General features: G+C 57.0%; 13 protein-coding genes. 10 read left to right on the top strand and 3 right to left on the bottom strand.

Features of this window, described 5'->3' with window-relative positions; all coding sequences use genetic code 11:
- Window positions 1–96: 96 nt before the first annotated feature.
- Window positions 97–2,853, bottom strand: coding sequence for an autotransporter domain-containing protein (locus ACRQ84_RS11170; protein WP_483816079.1), 2,757 nt, complete (start codon window positions 2,851–2,853; stop codon window positions 97–99).
- A gap of 553 nt (window positions 2,854–3,406) precedes the next feature.
- Between ACRQ84_RS11170 and prfB the strand changes: the two genes are divergently transcribed.
- The 9 genes from prfB to ACRQ84_RS11125 all read left to right on the top strand — a co-directional run bounded on the left by prfB (window position 3,407) and on the right by ACRQ84_RS11125 (window position 11,387).
- A protein-coding gene (gene prfB, locus ACRQ84_RS11165) for a peptide chain release factor 2 (protein WP_152929142.1) occupies window positions 3,407–4,505 on the top strand; the annotation gives its coding sequence in 2 pieces (ribosomal slippage) (window positions 3,407–3,481 and window positions 3,483–4,505; 1,098 coding nt in all).
- Window positions 4,506–4,514: 9 nt separating this feature from the next.
- Entirely contained in the window at window positions 4,515–6,035 is a 1,521-nt protein-coding gene (gene lysS / locus ACRQ84_RS11160) for a lysine--tRNA ligase (protein WP_483816078.1), read from the top strand.
- Between the two features lie 131 nt (window positions 6,036–6,166).
- On the top strand, window positions 6,167–7,018 hold the full coding sequence (locus ACRQ84_RS11155) for a MurR/RpiR family transcriptional regulator (protein WP_064738088.1): 852 nt from the start codon (window positions 6,167–6,169) through the stop codon (window positions 7,016–7,018).
- Between the two features lie 262 nt (window positions 7,019–7,280).
- The gene (locus ACRQ84_RS11150; RefSeq protein WP_483816077.1) at window positions 7,281–8,117 is read left to right on the top strand and encodes a transporter substrate-binding domain-containing protein; all 837 of its coding nucleotides are present in this window, start codon (window positions 7,281–7,283) and stop codon (window positions 8,115–8,117) included.
- A 2-nt stretch (window positions 8,118–8,119) separates the two neighbouring features.
- Entirely contained in the window at window positions 8,120–8,752 is a 633-nt protein-coding gene (locus tag ACRQ84_RS11145) for a DUF1989 domain-containing protein (RefSeq protein WP_064738086.1), read from the top strand.
- Entirely contained in the window at window positions 8,736–9,383 is a 648-nt protein-coding gene (locus ACRQ84_RS11140) for an urea carboxylase-associated family protein (RefSeq protein ID WP_483816076.1), read from the top strand. The genes ACRQ84_RS11145 and ACRQ84_RS11140 overlap by 17 nt, the downstream gene beginning before the upstream one ends.
- Window positions 9,384–9,386: 3 nt before the next feature.
- Window positions 9,387–10,037 carry an amino acid ABC transporter permease gene (locus ACRQ84_RS11135; RefSeq protein ID WP_483816075.1) on the top strand — a complete coding sequence of 217 codons (651 nt, stop codon included), beginning with the start codon at window positions 9,387–9,389 and terminating at the stop codon, window positions 10,035–10,037.
- Window positions 10,037–10,702 (top strand): amino acid ABC transporter permease, encoded by a 666-nt coding sequence (locus ACRQ84_RS11130; protein ID WP_483816074.1) that lies wholly within the window; start codon window positions 10,037–10,039, stop codon window positions 10,700–10,702. The genes ACRQ84_RS11135 and ACRQ84_RS11130 overlap by 1 nt, the downstream gene beginning before the upstream one ends.
- A gap of 13 nt (window positions 10,703–10,715) precedes the next feature.
- Window positions 10,716–11,387, top strand: coding sequence for a DUF1989 domain-containing protein (locus ACRQ84_RS11125; RefSeq protein ID WP_483816073.1), 672 nt, complete (start codon window positions 10,716–10,718; stop codon window positions 11,385–11,387).
- Between the two features lie 123 nt (window positions 11,388–11,510).
- Here the strand turns inward: ACRQ84_RS11125 and ACRQ84_RS11120 are convergent, their stop codons facing one another.
- Complete coding sequence (locus tag ACRQ84_RS11120; RefSeq protein WP_064738081.1) at window positions 11,511–12,137, bottom strand: hypothetical protein; 627 nt, start codon at window positions 12,135–12,137, stop codon at window positions 11,511–11,513.
- 364 nt (window positions 12,138–12,501) lie between these two features.
- Between ACRQ84_RS11120 and ACRQ84_RS11115 the strand changes: the two genes are divergently transcribed.
- On the top strand, window positions 12,502–13,665 hold the full coding sequence (locus ACRQ84_RS11115) for an MFS transporter (protein ID WP_483816072.1): 1,164 nt from the start codon (window positions 12,502–12,504) through the stop codon (window positions 13,663–13,665).
- Here the strand turns inward: ACRQ84_RS11115 and ACRQ84_RS11110 are convergent.
- Window positions 13,662–14,582, bottom strand: a complete 921-nt coding sequence (locus tag ACRQ84_RS11110; RefSeq protein ID WP_483816071.1) for a LysR family transcriptional regulator — start codon at window positions 14,580–14,582, stop codon at window positions 13,662–13,664. The two genes, ACRQ84_RS11115 and ACRQ84_RS11110, sit on opposite strands and share 4 nt — an antisense overlap.
- Between the last annotated feature and the right edge of the window lie 95 nt (window positions 14,583–14,677).

The following is a 14,677-nucleotide window of genomic DNA, read 5'->3' as shown; positions in this document are numbered from 1 at the left end:
ATCAATTGCATCGCGCAATGCATTGCGCCGCTACAATATGTGCACGTATTTGTAGCGGCGCGATTTATCGCGCTCTTTTGACCTTCACAGCGCTTTTTAGAAGCTCACATCCACACCACCGCGCAGCACTTTCTCGTCGCCGCGATCGGCGAAGTGCTGATCGGCGCGCAGGAACAGACGTGCACGTGACGCCTGCGCCACATCCAACCGCACGCCTAACCACTGCGAACGACGATCGAGTTGCATACCAGGAAGGGTAAAGCGGTTCTGGACATCGCCAAATCCGCCCCAGCGTGCGCTCACATCCATCGACGGATTGTTAAACGCGTACTGATATTCACCATACACACTCACCATGCTCCACAAGCCCGCCGACCAATCCTGCCGAGCGCTGATATTCAAGCCGCTATAGCCGACGCTGCGTCGATAGCTGTCGCCGTCACCGCTCAGGCCGAACGCGCTGCCTTTATCCTCAAATGCACCGGTATCCAGTCCAGTTTCACGCCAGCCGAGATAAGGCTCCAGGCGATAATTATCTTCAATCGTCCAGCGATAGCCGCTTTGCAGCGCCGCCTGCCAGCTATTGCTGCTGGTGGTCGATGACACCGGCGAGGCTTCATCCAGTAACACCAGACGCTTCAACTCATCGCGCCCATGTTGATAACTGAGATTGCCCTGCAGATACCATTCCGGCGTTAAATCGTAGCGACCATACAGCATCGCGCCTTGCAGACGGTTGCGGCTGGTGCCGCCGGTTTGGTCGTACGTTGAATCGATCTGATTCTGCGTCCAGGCAACGCCCACGCGCAGACCTGAAACACCCAAATCGCTATCCACGCCGAGTGCGGTAAGTGTGTTGCGATAATCGGTGCCAAGATAGCCAGCCTGATCCAGCGAACCGCGCAGTTGACCGCTCTCCAGCCAGAAACCGTAACGATTGTCGGCGCTGGCATCGGCGATGCGGTTACTCAGCAGACGCGTTTGATAATCCAGCGCGTTAAACAGCACCGCGTTGCTGGATGCATGCGCCTGGCCAGAAAGTGAATTGATGGCGGCCTGCGCGCTGTTGGCATCGGCCAGCGTCTGCAACGCACCGGCCGCCCCAAGCGCCGACTGCTGCGCATTGCTAAGCGAACCCTGTTGCTGCCAGCTATCCGCCACGCTAAACGCCTGCTCCAGATTCGCTGCCGTTTGCTGCGTGCTGGCACCGCTCAGGCCCATTGCCGCTGCTGCTGCCGCGGTGTTTTTACGGGTCAGTTGGCCGGTTACGCTGTTGGCGTTGTAGCTGACCGTACCATCAAGAAACACGCCAGTATTGACCTGACTGAACTGGCCGCTAACGCCTGCATCGCTGGTGAGTAACGTTTCCTGCTGTTTCACTACATAGGTTGATGAAGGCGGTGCGAGGTTCAGCGTACCGTCCAGCGTCGTGTGGCCGGCTACGCGCAGCGGACTGTCCAGTGCGATATTCAGCACGCCATTGCTGCGTTGCTGGTAATCGCCTTGCACCTGCAAGCCGCCGTTGACCGAACCCTGATTGAGCAAGCTGCCGCCAATCACGCCGCTGCCGCCCAATGTGCCGCTGCCGCTGACGTTGGCACTGCCTGCAATCGCGCCATCAATCAGCAAAGTATTGGCTGAAACGCTGGTCTGGCCGAGGTAACTGTTATTGGCGGTTAATTGCAGTACGCCGCCATTATGGGCGCCGTCCAGTATCAGGCCTCGATCGCCGCTGATGGCATTGGAGAAGACATACTTGCCCGCATCGAGGCTGGCGTGAAAATCATTGGCCCAGAACATCGCCGGACCGTTCAGCGCCTTCGCCTGGTTGAGATCGCCCCAGCCGAAGGTATTGTTATAAGGCCGCCCGTTGGCGCTATCCGCCGCGCCCGCATAGGCATCGCTGCGATAAGTGGCGGTGGTTAGCAGAGTTTGTTGCAGGTTGTAGCCGCTCATCCACGGAAAACGCTGCAACACTTGCGATGCCGCCGCCGCCGCGCGCGGTGCGGCAAACGAGGTACCGTAACTGCGCACATTCACCCAACTGCCATCGGTATTCTGAAAGCGGTAATCGGTGTAACCGGGCGCGCTCAGGCACCATGCGGCGGCGTTGCCGCAGGCATCAAATGGCCCGGTTAACGCAGCGCGATTGGCGGTATCGTACGAAGTGCTCTCCATCACGCCGGTAACGGCCAGCATATTTTTTTGCAGATCGCTGTCCTGATAAATCAGCGGCAGTTGGGCGTTTGGCGAAGGCGTCGCGGTGCCGCCGTTGCCGGTGATCACCACCGCCAAACCGTCAGCCGCGGCAATATCGCGCATGCTTTGCACCAGCACCTGATAGCGGGGCTGCGCATCGGTTAAAGCCTGCGCGGTGGTTAAGCGCTCGCTCGAGGCATACGACATATTGAAAATACGCACGCCCTGGCTAAGCAGGCCGCTTACCGCGCGCGCGGTATCATCGTATTTAAACACGTTGTTCTGCGAGGATTGCGCCACATACAGCGTACTGGCCGGCGATAAACCCAGTAGCGTCAGCGCCACCACCGTACCGTGTCCGTTGATCCCCTGATTATCGTTTAAGGCAGTGCCGCCGCCCACATAACTGGTGAACTGCACATTGGCATAATTAATTTCGCTGCGATCCGGCGACAACCCTGAATCAATAATGCCGACTTTGCTGGCATTTCCAGAGGCGCTGGGCTGGGCTGGCGTGGGTGGAACAGGCATGCCGGTGGTGGGCGGGGGCGAAGCGCTTCCGCCGCCACCCCCGCCACCGCCACCACAGGCGGTAAGTAACAAAGGCATTAATAAGGAAAGCAGGCGCGGAGAAGTGCGCAAAACGGTATACATCAATGCTCCTTCATGTCTCTGAGGACATGTTGCGCCCGCTCACGTAACGGGCGCTGATTACTGTGTTATTCCCTGTCGAAAATACGCATTCCTGGCGGGCGTGGTGACAAACGTTTTGGACATAAGTGATGTCCAATGGGGGGATAGTCACTAAGCAAAATGATAAAGGGGCGCTAACAAATCGATAGGCTGAATATCAGCTGCTTAATGGCGTTATTTGAGACGTTTCTGCTTTTTTGCAGGAAATTTCTCACAGGACGATTCTTAATGATTTAACGTTATAAATCATGATCTTTAATGACGTCTTTCGGTGCGAATAGCTCAATTTTTGCAGGAAAATTCTTAAGAAGGTTTTGAGCGCGATGCGTTTGCTGAGGCGTTTTGGAAATCCTCGCGAGTGAAGCTTTCCAGAAGAATGAAAACTTTTTTTGCTGATGCCGATGCACGCGCATGCCTGCCGCGTGCAATGCTACAAAGTGCGCACACTTTCGGGTAAACTAGCGCGTTAGTTTTTATCTCCTTTCACCGAATCGTCAAAAAAGACTGAAAAGCCATGTTTGAAATTAATCCGGTCAAAAATCGTATTCAGGACCTCAGTGAGCGCAGCGACGTTCTTCGGGGGTATCTTTGACTACGATGCCAAGAAAGAACGCCTCGAAGAAGTAAACGCCGAGCTGGAGCAGCCGGACGTCTGGAACGAACCTGAGCGTGCGCAAGCACTGGGTAAAGAACGCGCTTCGCTGGAAGCGGTGGTGGAAACCTTAGATCACATGCGTCAGGGCCTGGAAGATGTGCAGGGCCTGCTGGATCTGGCGGTAGAAGCCGACGATGAAGAGACCTTCAACGAAGCCGTTGCCGAGCTGGATGCGCTGGAAGTGAAGCTGGGCGAACTGGAATTCCGTCGTATGTTCTCCGGCGAATATGACAGCGCTGACTGCTACATGGATATTCAGGCCGGTTCCGGCGGCACCGAAGCGCAGGATTGGGCCAGCATGCTGCTGCGTATGTATCTGCGCTGGGCCGAAGCCAAAGGCTATAAAACCGAAATTATCGAAGAGTCAGACGGTGAAGTGGCCGGTACCAAATCCGCCACCATTAAAATCATCGGCGACTACGCGTTTGGCTGGCTGCGCACCGAAACCGGCGTGCATCGCCTGGTGCGTAAGAGCCCGTTCGATTCCGGTGGCCGTCGTCATACCTCATTCAGTTCGGTGTTTATCTATCCGGAAGTGGATGACAACATCGATATCGACATCAATCCCGCCGATCTGCGTATCGACGTTTACCGCGCCTCCGGTGCGGGCGGCCAGCACGTCAACAAAACCGAGTCAGCGGTGCGTATTACCCACTTGCCGACCAACATTGTGGTGCAGTGCCAGAACGACCGTTCACAGCACAAGAACAAAGATCAGGCCTTCAAGCAGTTACGCGCCAAGCTGTACGAATATGAGATGCAGAAGAAAAACGCGGACAAGCAGGCAGCGGAAGATAACAAGTCTGATATCGGCTGGGGCAGCCAGATCCGTTCTTATGTTCTCGACGATTCACGCATCAAGGATCTGCGCACTGGCGTAGAGACCCGCAACACCCAGGCGGTGTTGGATGGCGATATCGATCGTTTTATTGAAGCAAGTTTAAAAGCAGGGCTATAAGGAACCGACATGTCTGAACAACAACCGCAGAGCGCTGATGCCGCCCTTGAGTTAAATAACGAACTGAAAGCGCGTCGCGAAAAACTCAGCGCGCTGCGTGAAAAAGGCGTGGCGTTTCCAAACGATTTCCGCCGCGATACCACGTCCGATGTGCTGCACGCCAGCTATGACGCGAAAGAGAACGAAGAGCTGGAAGCGCTGGGCGTAGAAGTCAGCGTCGCTGGTCGTATGATGACGCGCCGCATTATGGGTAAAGCGTCATTCGCCACCCTGCAGGATGTCGGCGGCCAGATTCAGATCTACGTATCACGCGACGATCTGCCAGAAGGCGTCTACAACGAGCAGTTTAAGAAGTGGGATCTGGGCGATATCCTCGGTGCACGCGGTAAGCTGTTCAAAACCAAAACCGGTGAGTTGTCGATCCACATCACTGAGCTGCGTCTGCTGACCAAAGCACTGCGTCCGCTGCCGGACAAATTCCATGGTCTGGCCGATCAGGAAACCCGTTATCGTCAGCGTTACCTCGATCTGATCTCCAACGACGATTCGCGCAAAACCTTTAAAATTCGCTCACAAATCATGGCCGGTATCCGCCAGTTCATGGTTAACCGCGACTTTATGGAAGTGGAAACCCCGATGATGCAGGTGATCCCGGGCGGTGCTTCCGCGCGTCCGTTCATCACCCATCACAATGCGCTCGACATCGATATGTACCTGCGTATTGCGCCAGAACTGTACCTGAAGCGTCTGGTGGTGGGCGGTTTTGATCGCGTATTCGAGATCAACCGTAACTTCCGTAACGAAGGTATTTCGCCGCGTCATAACCCAGAGTTCACCATGATGGAACTCTATATGGCGTATGCGGATTACAAAGATCTGATCGAACTGACCGAAAGCCTGTTCCGTACCCTGGCGCAAGACGTGTTGGGCACCACGGAAGTGCCGTATGGCGATCACAGCTTCGATTTCGGTAAGCCGTTCGAGAAGCTCACCATGCGTGAAGCGATCAAGAAATACCGTCCGGAAACCGACCTGAGCGATCTGGAAGACTTCGATAAAGCGGTAGCGATTGCCAAATCGCTGCACATCAAAGTCGAGAAGAGCTGGGGCCTGGGCCGCGTGGTAACAGAGATCTTCGAAGAGACCGCTGAAGCGCATCTGATTCAGCCAACCTTCATCACCGAATACCCGGCTGAAGTCTCACCGCTGGCGCGTCGTAACGACGAGAACCCGGAAATCACCGATCGCTTTGAGTTCTTCATCGGCGGCCGTGAAATCGGTAACGGCTTCTCGGAGCTGAACGATGCCGAAGATCAGGCTGAGCGTTTCCTGCAGCAGGTGAATGCCAAAGAGTCTGGCGATGACGAAGCGATGTTCTACGACGAAGATTACGTCACCGCGCTGGAGCACGGCCTGCCGCCAACCGCAGGTCTGGGCATTGGTATCGACCGTATGGTGATGCTGTTTACCAACAGCCACACCATCCGCGACGTGATCCTGTTCCCGGCACTGCGCCCGACCGCAAAGTAATCCTCTCTGGTATCAGGTAGGGTCGCCATTCATGGCGACCTTTTTTTATTCCCGTCTCCCAACACAAAATTCCAGATGACAACCCGGCACGCTCTGTGCAGGATGGTTTTTTTCTTTTTCAGGGAATCACCATGAGTGCAAAAGCGGCAACGTTAGAGGGCCGAATTCGTCAGCACTGGGATCAGCTCTCCAGCCACGAGCAGCGCTTAGCCGACGTGCTTCTTGCCGCGCCCGGACAGCTAGCCATGAATACCGCCACCGAACTGGCGCACAGCGCGGGCGTCTCCAAAGCCACCACCACCCGTTTCTTCCGCCATCTCGGCTACGAAAGCTATGAAGCCGCACGCCGTCAGGCGCGTGAGATGCAGAGCAGCGGATCGCCGCTCTATCTGCAACCGGCGCCCAGCGCATCACCGCTGGCCAGCATCATGCAGCAGCACCTGGAAAAAGAGATCGCCAACCTGGTTAATAGCTATCGCACGCTGGATAGCGAACAGCTGCAGCAAGCGGTTACCGCCATCAGCGCGGCGCGGCGCGTGGTGGTGATGGGCTGGCGGCATAGCCAAACTATCGCCCATCTGATCTACCGCGACCTGATCCATATTCATTCCGATGTGCGTCTGCTGCCACGTCCCGGCGATTCGCTGGCGGAACACATGGCGGCGCTTACGGCGCAAGACGTGGTGATTTGCGTCGGTCTGCGGCGACGCATGCCAGCGCTGGAAGCGGCAATGAACGCGCTGGCCGAGCGCAATGTCCCCATGCTGTATATCGCCGATGTGCTCTCCGGCAAACCGGTGCGCCACGCGCAATGGGTGATCCGCTGCCACACCGACAGCAGCCTGATCTTCGACAGCACCGCCGCGCTCTCTGGCGTGTGCAATCTGCTCTGTTCACTGGTGGCCCGACAAATGGGTAAAGCCAGCAACGATCACCTCGCGCAAATTGAAGCGCTGCACCAATCCCTCGACGAGCTTGAATAGTGCGCCGTGCTGGCGCATTTTGCGCCAGAAATCGCCCCAACATAGTGCAACCCTGCCAAATATCCCTCCAGCAATAGCCGCCGTCCCGCCCATCAATGAAACCTATGAAATTAAAAATAAAAACAAAGAAACAATTGTTTCCAATTGATTTTGTTAGCTAAAGATAGATCTGGCGTGATGCACTCAGGGCAGTGGTGAAAAAGCTGGCACAAAACATGCTCAGTAGAAAAAGACATTTCACCAACACCAGGGAAACACCATAATGAAAAAAACAGCACTGCTGATCGCCGCACTTCTCTCCGTGGGCACCATGGCGCAGGCGCAAGCCGATACGCTGGCCGACATCAAAAGCAGCGGCAAAATCACCGTTGGTATCGATCCAACCTTTCCTCCCTACGAATACACCGATGACAAAGGTGAGATCACCGGCTACAGCGTGGCGATCATGCAATCCTTCGCCAAAGATCTCGGCGTGAAACTGGAGTTCCAGAAAACCGCCTTCAGCGGCATCTTGCCGGGCCTGATCTCCGGTTCGTTCAATGCTGAAGGTTCGTCTCTTAACGTGACTGCGGAACGCGCGAAGAAGGTGTTGTTCACCGTGCCATACAGCAAAACCGTTAACGGCGTGCTGGTGCGCGAAGCCGAGGCGAAAACCTTCAGCGGCAAAACCCTGAGTCCGGAAAGTTTGTCTGGCCTGCGCGGCGCAGTGAAAACCGCCAGCGTGCCGGAGCAGCTGCTGAAGGGCTTCAACGAGCAGTTGAAGAAAGAGGGCAAAAAACCGATCACCATCATCAACGTCGATTCGCTGGATCAAACCGTCAGTACGCTGATGACCAAACGCGCCGATTTCGTCTATGACGACATCTCTGTGCTGGCACCGGTAGCGAAAAAGTACGCCGGTAAAGTGGCACAGGTGGGCGAAGTTGGCCCGTCGCAGTGGATGGGGTGGGCGACACGTAAAGAAGATGGCAGCCTGAACAAAGCCATTAGCGACCACATTCTGGCAATGCAGAAAGAGGGCGAGCTGACCAAGCTGCAGCAGCAGTATCTCGGCACCACCTTCAGCGTGCCCGCCAGCGACTTCATTCCGCAGGAGTAATTATGTGCCAGTCCAACCTGACGGTGCCTGCCGGCTTTGGCAAAACTTTCCGCGTGCGCAAGGGCCAGTTTATTACCGTGATTGATAGCGAAGGGCAGCAGGCGGCCGATTTTGTCGCGGTAAACGCTGACGACCTCAACGAAAAGCTGTCGCCGGTGCATACGCGCCAGCAGCTGCGTTCGCTGTTCTTCAAGCCGGGCGACGCGCTGTGGTCGAGTGAAAATCGCCCAATGCTGCGCATTCTAGCCGACAGCATTGGCATTCACGATGCCAACGTCCCGGCCTGCGATCGCACCCGTTTCAGCGTCGATTTCGGCGTCGATGGGCATCGCAACTGCGTCGATAACCTGCTGGAAGGCATGAAGGAATTTGGCGTGACTTACTTCTCGCTGCCGGAGCCGTTCAACCTGTTTCAAAACGGCCCGGTGACCGCCGATGGCCGCATGGAAGTCACCGATCCCAACAGCAAAGCAGGCGATAGCATTACCTTTGAAGCGCTGTGTGACTTGATCTGCTCGGTGTCATCTTGCCCGCAGGACATCATTCCCGGCAACGGTTTGCAGGTCACGCCGATTGATATCGTGGTCAGTGACCATTTTCACGCTCAGGAGATGAATCATGCTGTTAATGCGTGAAAATTATGAAGAAACCGCCGTGCGCACGCTGGCCGAGCCGGTGCAGGTTGCGCCGGACAGCGTGGGTTCGATTCGTGTGCTGCGCGGTCAGCTGCTGCGCATTACTGCGCAGGGCGATGGCGCTGTTGCCTCGCTGTTTGGCTTTAGCCTGGCCGATCCCGCCGTATGGCTGTCAGTGCACCACACGCGGGTGTTCAGCAACAGTTATCTGCTCGGATCGGGGATGCGTCTGGTGAATAACCGCCGCCGTCCGATGATGGTGCTGGGTAAAGACAGCGTGAAGCGTCACGACCTGCTGCTGCCGGCCTCCACCACGGCGTTTCTCACTGAGCGCGGCTATCCGGGCGTAGGTTGCCTTGATGCTTTGCGTGGCGAGCTGGCGCGTCTCGGCTTGGTGGTGCCGAAGTTGCCGGATCCCATCAACCTGTTTATGCACGTCAAATTAACGCGCGAAGGGGATATTCTGCCGGAAACCAATCTGACCAAAGCCGGTGACAGCATTACCTGTCGCGTGGTGATGGATACGCAGTTCATCGTCTCCGCCTGCAACACCGGCATTGAGGGCAACGATAAGCCCGCGCCGCTGCTGCTGTCAGTGGCGGAAAACCTGCACGATTTTAACGCGGAGTAATGCATGGGGCTGGATCAACAGGTAGTGGCCGCGCTGCCGGAACTCGGACACGGCCTGCTGATGACGTTGCTGCTCACCGTGCTGGCGTCGCTCGTCAGCGTAGTGATGGGGCAGCTTGGCTGCTTCCTGCAGCTGCGTCGTGCCTGGGTCTGGCGCACCATCGGCCGCCTGTATGTCAGCCTGATGCGCGGCACCCCGGCGATTGTGCAGCTGTTTGTGGTGTTTTTCACGCTGCCGCGGCTGGGATTGGGTGGACAACCGATGCTGGCGGCGGTGATAGCCATCGGCCTCAACAGCGGCGCGTACGTGGCGGAAATCCTGCGCGTTAATCGCAGCCTGGTGACGCGCGGCCAGCTTGAAGCCGCGCGCACGCTGGGGTTGAGCCGTTTTCTCACCTGGTGGTACGTGATCAACCCGCAGGTGATGCGTGCCAGCCTGCCGATGCTGGTCAATGAGTTCACCATTCTGCTGAAAACCACGCCGCTGGCGTCGGTGGTAGCGCTGACCGAACTGACCTACGCCGGACAGATCGTTATCGCCCGCACCTACGAAGCCACGCAGGTGCTGCTGCTGGTGGCGGCCGGCTATTTGCTGATTGCCATGCCGTTGATTGCGGCGGCGCGTCGTCTGGAAGCAAAACGGAGGTTGGCATAATGGATTGGCAGGCCATTCTCACCTCTTTACCGTCGCTCAGTGACGGCCTGGTCGCCACTTTGCAACTCTGTTTCGTGGCGGCACTCTGCGCGCTGCTGTGGGGCACGGTGTTGGCCGCGCTGCTGATGCGCGCCTCGCCGTTCTGGCTGCGGGTGCTCAATCTGTACAGCGGGTTAACTCTCGCGCTGCCGCTGCTGGTGGTGATCTATCTGCTTTACTTCGTACTGCCGGAATATGACATCACGCTGTCGTCGCCGGTGGTTGGTGTGCTGGCGCTGACGCTCTACTACGCACCCTATATCGCGCAGGTGATCCGCTCGGCGATCGAGGCGCTGCCAAAAGGGCAGTGGGAAGCGTGCCGCGTGCTGGGCTTAAGCCGCAGCGAGCAATTACGTGATGTGGTGCTGCCACAAACGCTGCCGCAGATGCTGTCGCCGCTGGTCGGGCTGATGATCGGTTTGATTAAAGACTCGGCGCTGCTGTCGATTGTCTCGGTGCAGGAGTTTATGTACGCCGCCAAACAGGCGATTTCGGATACCTACGCGCCGCTGGAGATTTACCTCACGGTGGCGCTCTGTTACTGGCTGCTCAACAGCGCGATCGACTGGCTGGCGCGCGGCCTGGAATCTCGCATGACGCGCTATCGTCGCGCCACGCAGCACTAATCTGGAGAACAACATGTCAGCTGAATTTCAGCATCGTGAAGTGATAACTATCCCGGCGCGCTTCGGTAAAGCGGTGCGACTGAAGAAAGGTGAAGCGGTGCAGGTAATTAACCTGCACGGCACGCAGGTGGTAGATTGCTGGGCCTACAATGCCGAGGATGTGAGTGAATATATGTGCATGGAGGCGACGCGAGTGTGGAATCAGCGGCTTAATCCAAAAGTGGGCGACAGCTTTATCACCAGCCAGCGCCATCCGATTTTGACGCTGGTGGCGGATACGTCGCCGGGCGTACACGATACGTTTATGGCTGCCTGCGACGCGCGCCGCTATGAGCTGCTCGGCTGCACCGAACCGCATCGCAACTGCCATGACAACCTGTTTGAAGGCATGCGCGAGCTGGGCGTGACGCTGCCGCACGGCAATCTGGCCTCGTTTAATATCTTTATGAATATTCAGGTGCAGCCGGACGGCATCACGCTGAAGACGCTGCCGGTGGTGACCAAACCGGGCGACTACATCGTATTGCGCGCCGAGATGGATTGCTTCGTGGCGTTTTCCGCCTGTCCGCAGGATATCGTCAGCATTCAGGGGCAGGGCGACAACACCCCGCGTGATGCCGAGCTGCGCATTTTGACCAGCGGCTTCCCGCAGGTGCAGCTGAAGGGCGCGTGGGTTCCCGCATAATTCCCGGCGCACATAAATGCATCATCAGATTTTGTGCGTATATTGAAACGGTGCGCATTAATGCGCACCCTACAGGTGTCGTAGGGTCGCCATTCATGGCGACCTTGTTTTAATCAGCACAATCTACGACTTCACCACCCCATCCAGCCACGCCTGAAAACGCGCATAAGGCACATACAGCGCCACATTTTTAAACAGCGTCTTGCCGCTTTTATTGTCATCGATCTGGCTGCTGTAGCCGACAATCACGCCTGCCAGCGTATCATCGCTAGCGTTATACACTGCGCCACCGGACATGCCTTTCACCACGCCAGCATTGGCCGCCACCACCACACAACTGGGCTTGTTCCAGTCATTCGCCAGCGTGGTATTGATCAAATTTTTACCGCTCGATGCCACCGGCATGGCTGAAATAAAGCTGTAACCATACAAATTCACGTCATCGCCAATATGGCTGTTACGAAAAGGCGGAGGCAGATTGGCTTCACTGTTTTTGTGGTACACCACGGCGATATCGCACTCGGGATGCCAGGCTTTCACCCGATAGAGCGAATACTTCGCCACGTGTGCCGCCGTCAAACTGTATTCCGGCGTCAAAGGGATAGTGGTGCCAAGCGCACCGATGCCCAGCACCGTGGGAATGCCGGTGACGGTCATATCAACGCGTTTTGCTGCTTCTTTGCTGTATTCGTAGTGCCCGACTGAGCAGCCGCTTAGGCAGCCAACCGTCAGCGCGATGAGCCATCGCATACGCTCTCCCCTCGATTTTTGATACCCCTTTACCGGGCAATCCATTGAGGTATCGGCAGTGCACGTCCATCCTTTACATATTGATTTTCCGTCAAAAGCTAACTCGCCGTGATAGCGATCACATGCCTTTCAAGCGTAGCGCGGAAACATCACTCTGTCTCAATGGTTCGCCTGGGTCATTTTCCCGCGCAGGGATTATTGCTGCGGCGGCAAAATAGCTTTGCGGCGCGCGGGGTGGTTGCAGTGAAAAGCCTATGCTTTAATAACAATGTGACGCAGTTCAAATTTTAATAAGCGTCTGTTGTAACCGTACTGCGCTCGCAGTGCGGCCCGCCTGCAATGAAAATATTTGGGAGAGTGTGTTATGCCTGTTGCATTACTGGCGCTGGCGCTGAGTGCGTTCGCCATCGGCACCACGGAGTTCGTCATCATGGGGTTGCTACCGGATGTGGCGGGCGATCTGCAGGTGTCGATTCCTTCTGCGGGATGGCTAATCAGCGGTTACGCGCTGGGCGTGGCTATCGGCGCGCCGATCATGGCTTTGTTGACCGCCAAACTGCCGCGTAAACGAACGCTGATCCTGCTGATGATCATCTTCATCATTGGCAACGTACTGTGTGCGCTGGCCTATACCTACAATCTACTGATGTTGGCGCGTGTGGTGACGGCGTTGTGTCATGGCGCCTTCTTCGGCATTGGCGCGGTGGTGGCGGCGAGTCTGGTGGCGCCGAGTCGTCAGGCGTCTGCTGTGGCGCTGATGTTCACCGGTTTGACGCTGGCCAACGTGCTTGGCGTGCCACTCGGCACCTGGTTTGGTCAGATGTTTGGCTGGCGCGCCACCTTCTGGGGTGTGGCGATTATCGGCATCTTCGCCTTTATCGCGCTGATCGTTAGCCTGCCGAACAACAAAGAAGAGAAGCCGGTGCATCTGGCGAGCGAAATCAGCGCGCTGGCCAACGGCAAACTGTGGCTGTCGCTGCTGATGACGGTGTTCTTTGCGGCGGCGATGTTCGCGCTGTTCAGCTACATTGCCCCGCTGCTGCTGGAGGTGACTGGCATCTCGGATCGAGGTGTCAGCTGGACGCTGTTCCTGATTGGTGCCGGTCTGACCGTCGGCAACATCCTCGGCGGCAAGCTGGCCGACTGGAAAGTCTCATTCAGCCTGATCCTCAGCTTTGTGCTGATTGCGGTGTTTTCACTGCTGTTCAGCTGGACCAGCCATGCGCTGTGGCTGGCGGAAATCACCCTGTTCCTGTGGGCGATGGCGACCTTTGCCACCGTGCCAGGCTTGCAGATTAACGTGGTGCGCCACGGCAAAGATGCGCCGAACCTGGTCTCAACGCTGAACATCTCGGCCTTCAACGTCGGCAATGCGCTCGGTGCGTGGGTCGGTGGCGCGGTAATCGAGCAAGGTTATGGCCTGACGTCGGTGCCGGTTGCCGCTGCCGCGCTTGCGGCAGTTGGACTGGTGATCTGCCTGATAACCTTCCGCAAATCGGGCGGGCAGGGCGCAGCGGTCAACGCTTAAGCCAGCCGCTCGGCAATACGTTGTGGAAACGCGGCCACCTGCTGTTGCAGGTGGTCGCAGAAGTGATCGACCAGCGCCGAAGCCGGCCGATGCTGCGGCCGTACCAGGCTGACGGTGAAAGGCACGGCGATACTGAAACGACGCATCACCACTCCGCTGTCGGCGTAATCCAGCGCCGTCAGCGGATTCACAATTGATATCCCCACGCCCGCGCGCACCATGGCGCACACCGACGCCGCGCTGTGCGTCTCCAACACCAATCGACGCTCCACATTCTGCTCATGAAACAGCGAGTCCAGCAGCTGGCGATAGCTGTCGCTGCGCGACAGGCTAACGTAGTTCTCTCCATGAAAATCCTGTGGCGTCAGAACCTCACGTTGGCAAAGCGGATGCTGTGGCGGCAGCACGCATACTTCATCACAGGTCAGCAGCGGCAGGCGTGCGGTGCCCGCAGGCGCATGCTGGGTTTCGGTCAGACCAAGGTCGTAACGCTGCGCCGACAGCCACTCTTCCAGCAGTGGCGACTCCTGCGGAATGATATTCAGGCTGACCTGCGGATAGCGCTGCAAAAAGGGTTGCAGCACCGGCGGCAGCAGCGACTGTGAAAATACCGGCAAGCAGGCGATCGACAATTCACCCTGGCGAAACTGGCGCAGTCCTTCAGCGGCATCCATGATGCGATCCAGTCCGTACCACGAGCGCTGCACCTCTTCGTACAGCCGCAAGCCTTGCACCGTCGGCTGCAAGCGGCCGCGCACCCGTTCAAACAGTTGCAGGCCGAGCTGCTGCTCCAGCCGCGCCAGCTCGCGGCTCACCGTCGGCTGCGAGGTATGCAACAGCGTTGCCGCCTGCGTCAGGTTGCCGCTGGTCATCACCGCGTGAAAAATTTCGATATGTCGCCAGTTAATTTTTGCCATCACGTCCTCCGCTGAAGCCATATCATATTTGTATAGATGTCGCTAAAACAGATATTTTTCTGAATTGCTGCGCTGTGGCTAAATAACACCAAAGC

It is taken from the genome of Pantoea sp. E2023-21 (genome assembly GCF_051302795.1).
Taxonomy (GTDB): domain Bacteria; phylum Pseudomonadota; class Gammaproteobacteria; order Enterobacterales; family Enterobacteriaceae; genus Pantoea; species Pantoea ludwigii_A.
Note: the sequence above shows the minus strand (reverse complement) of the source record. Positions and strands in the feature narration are given on the sequence as shown.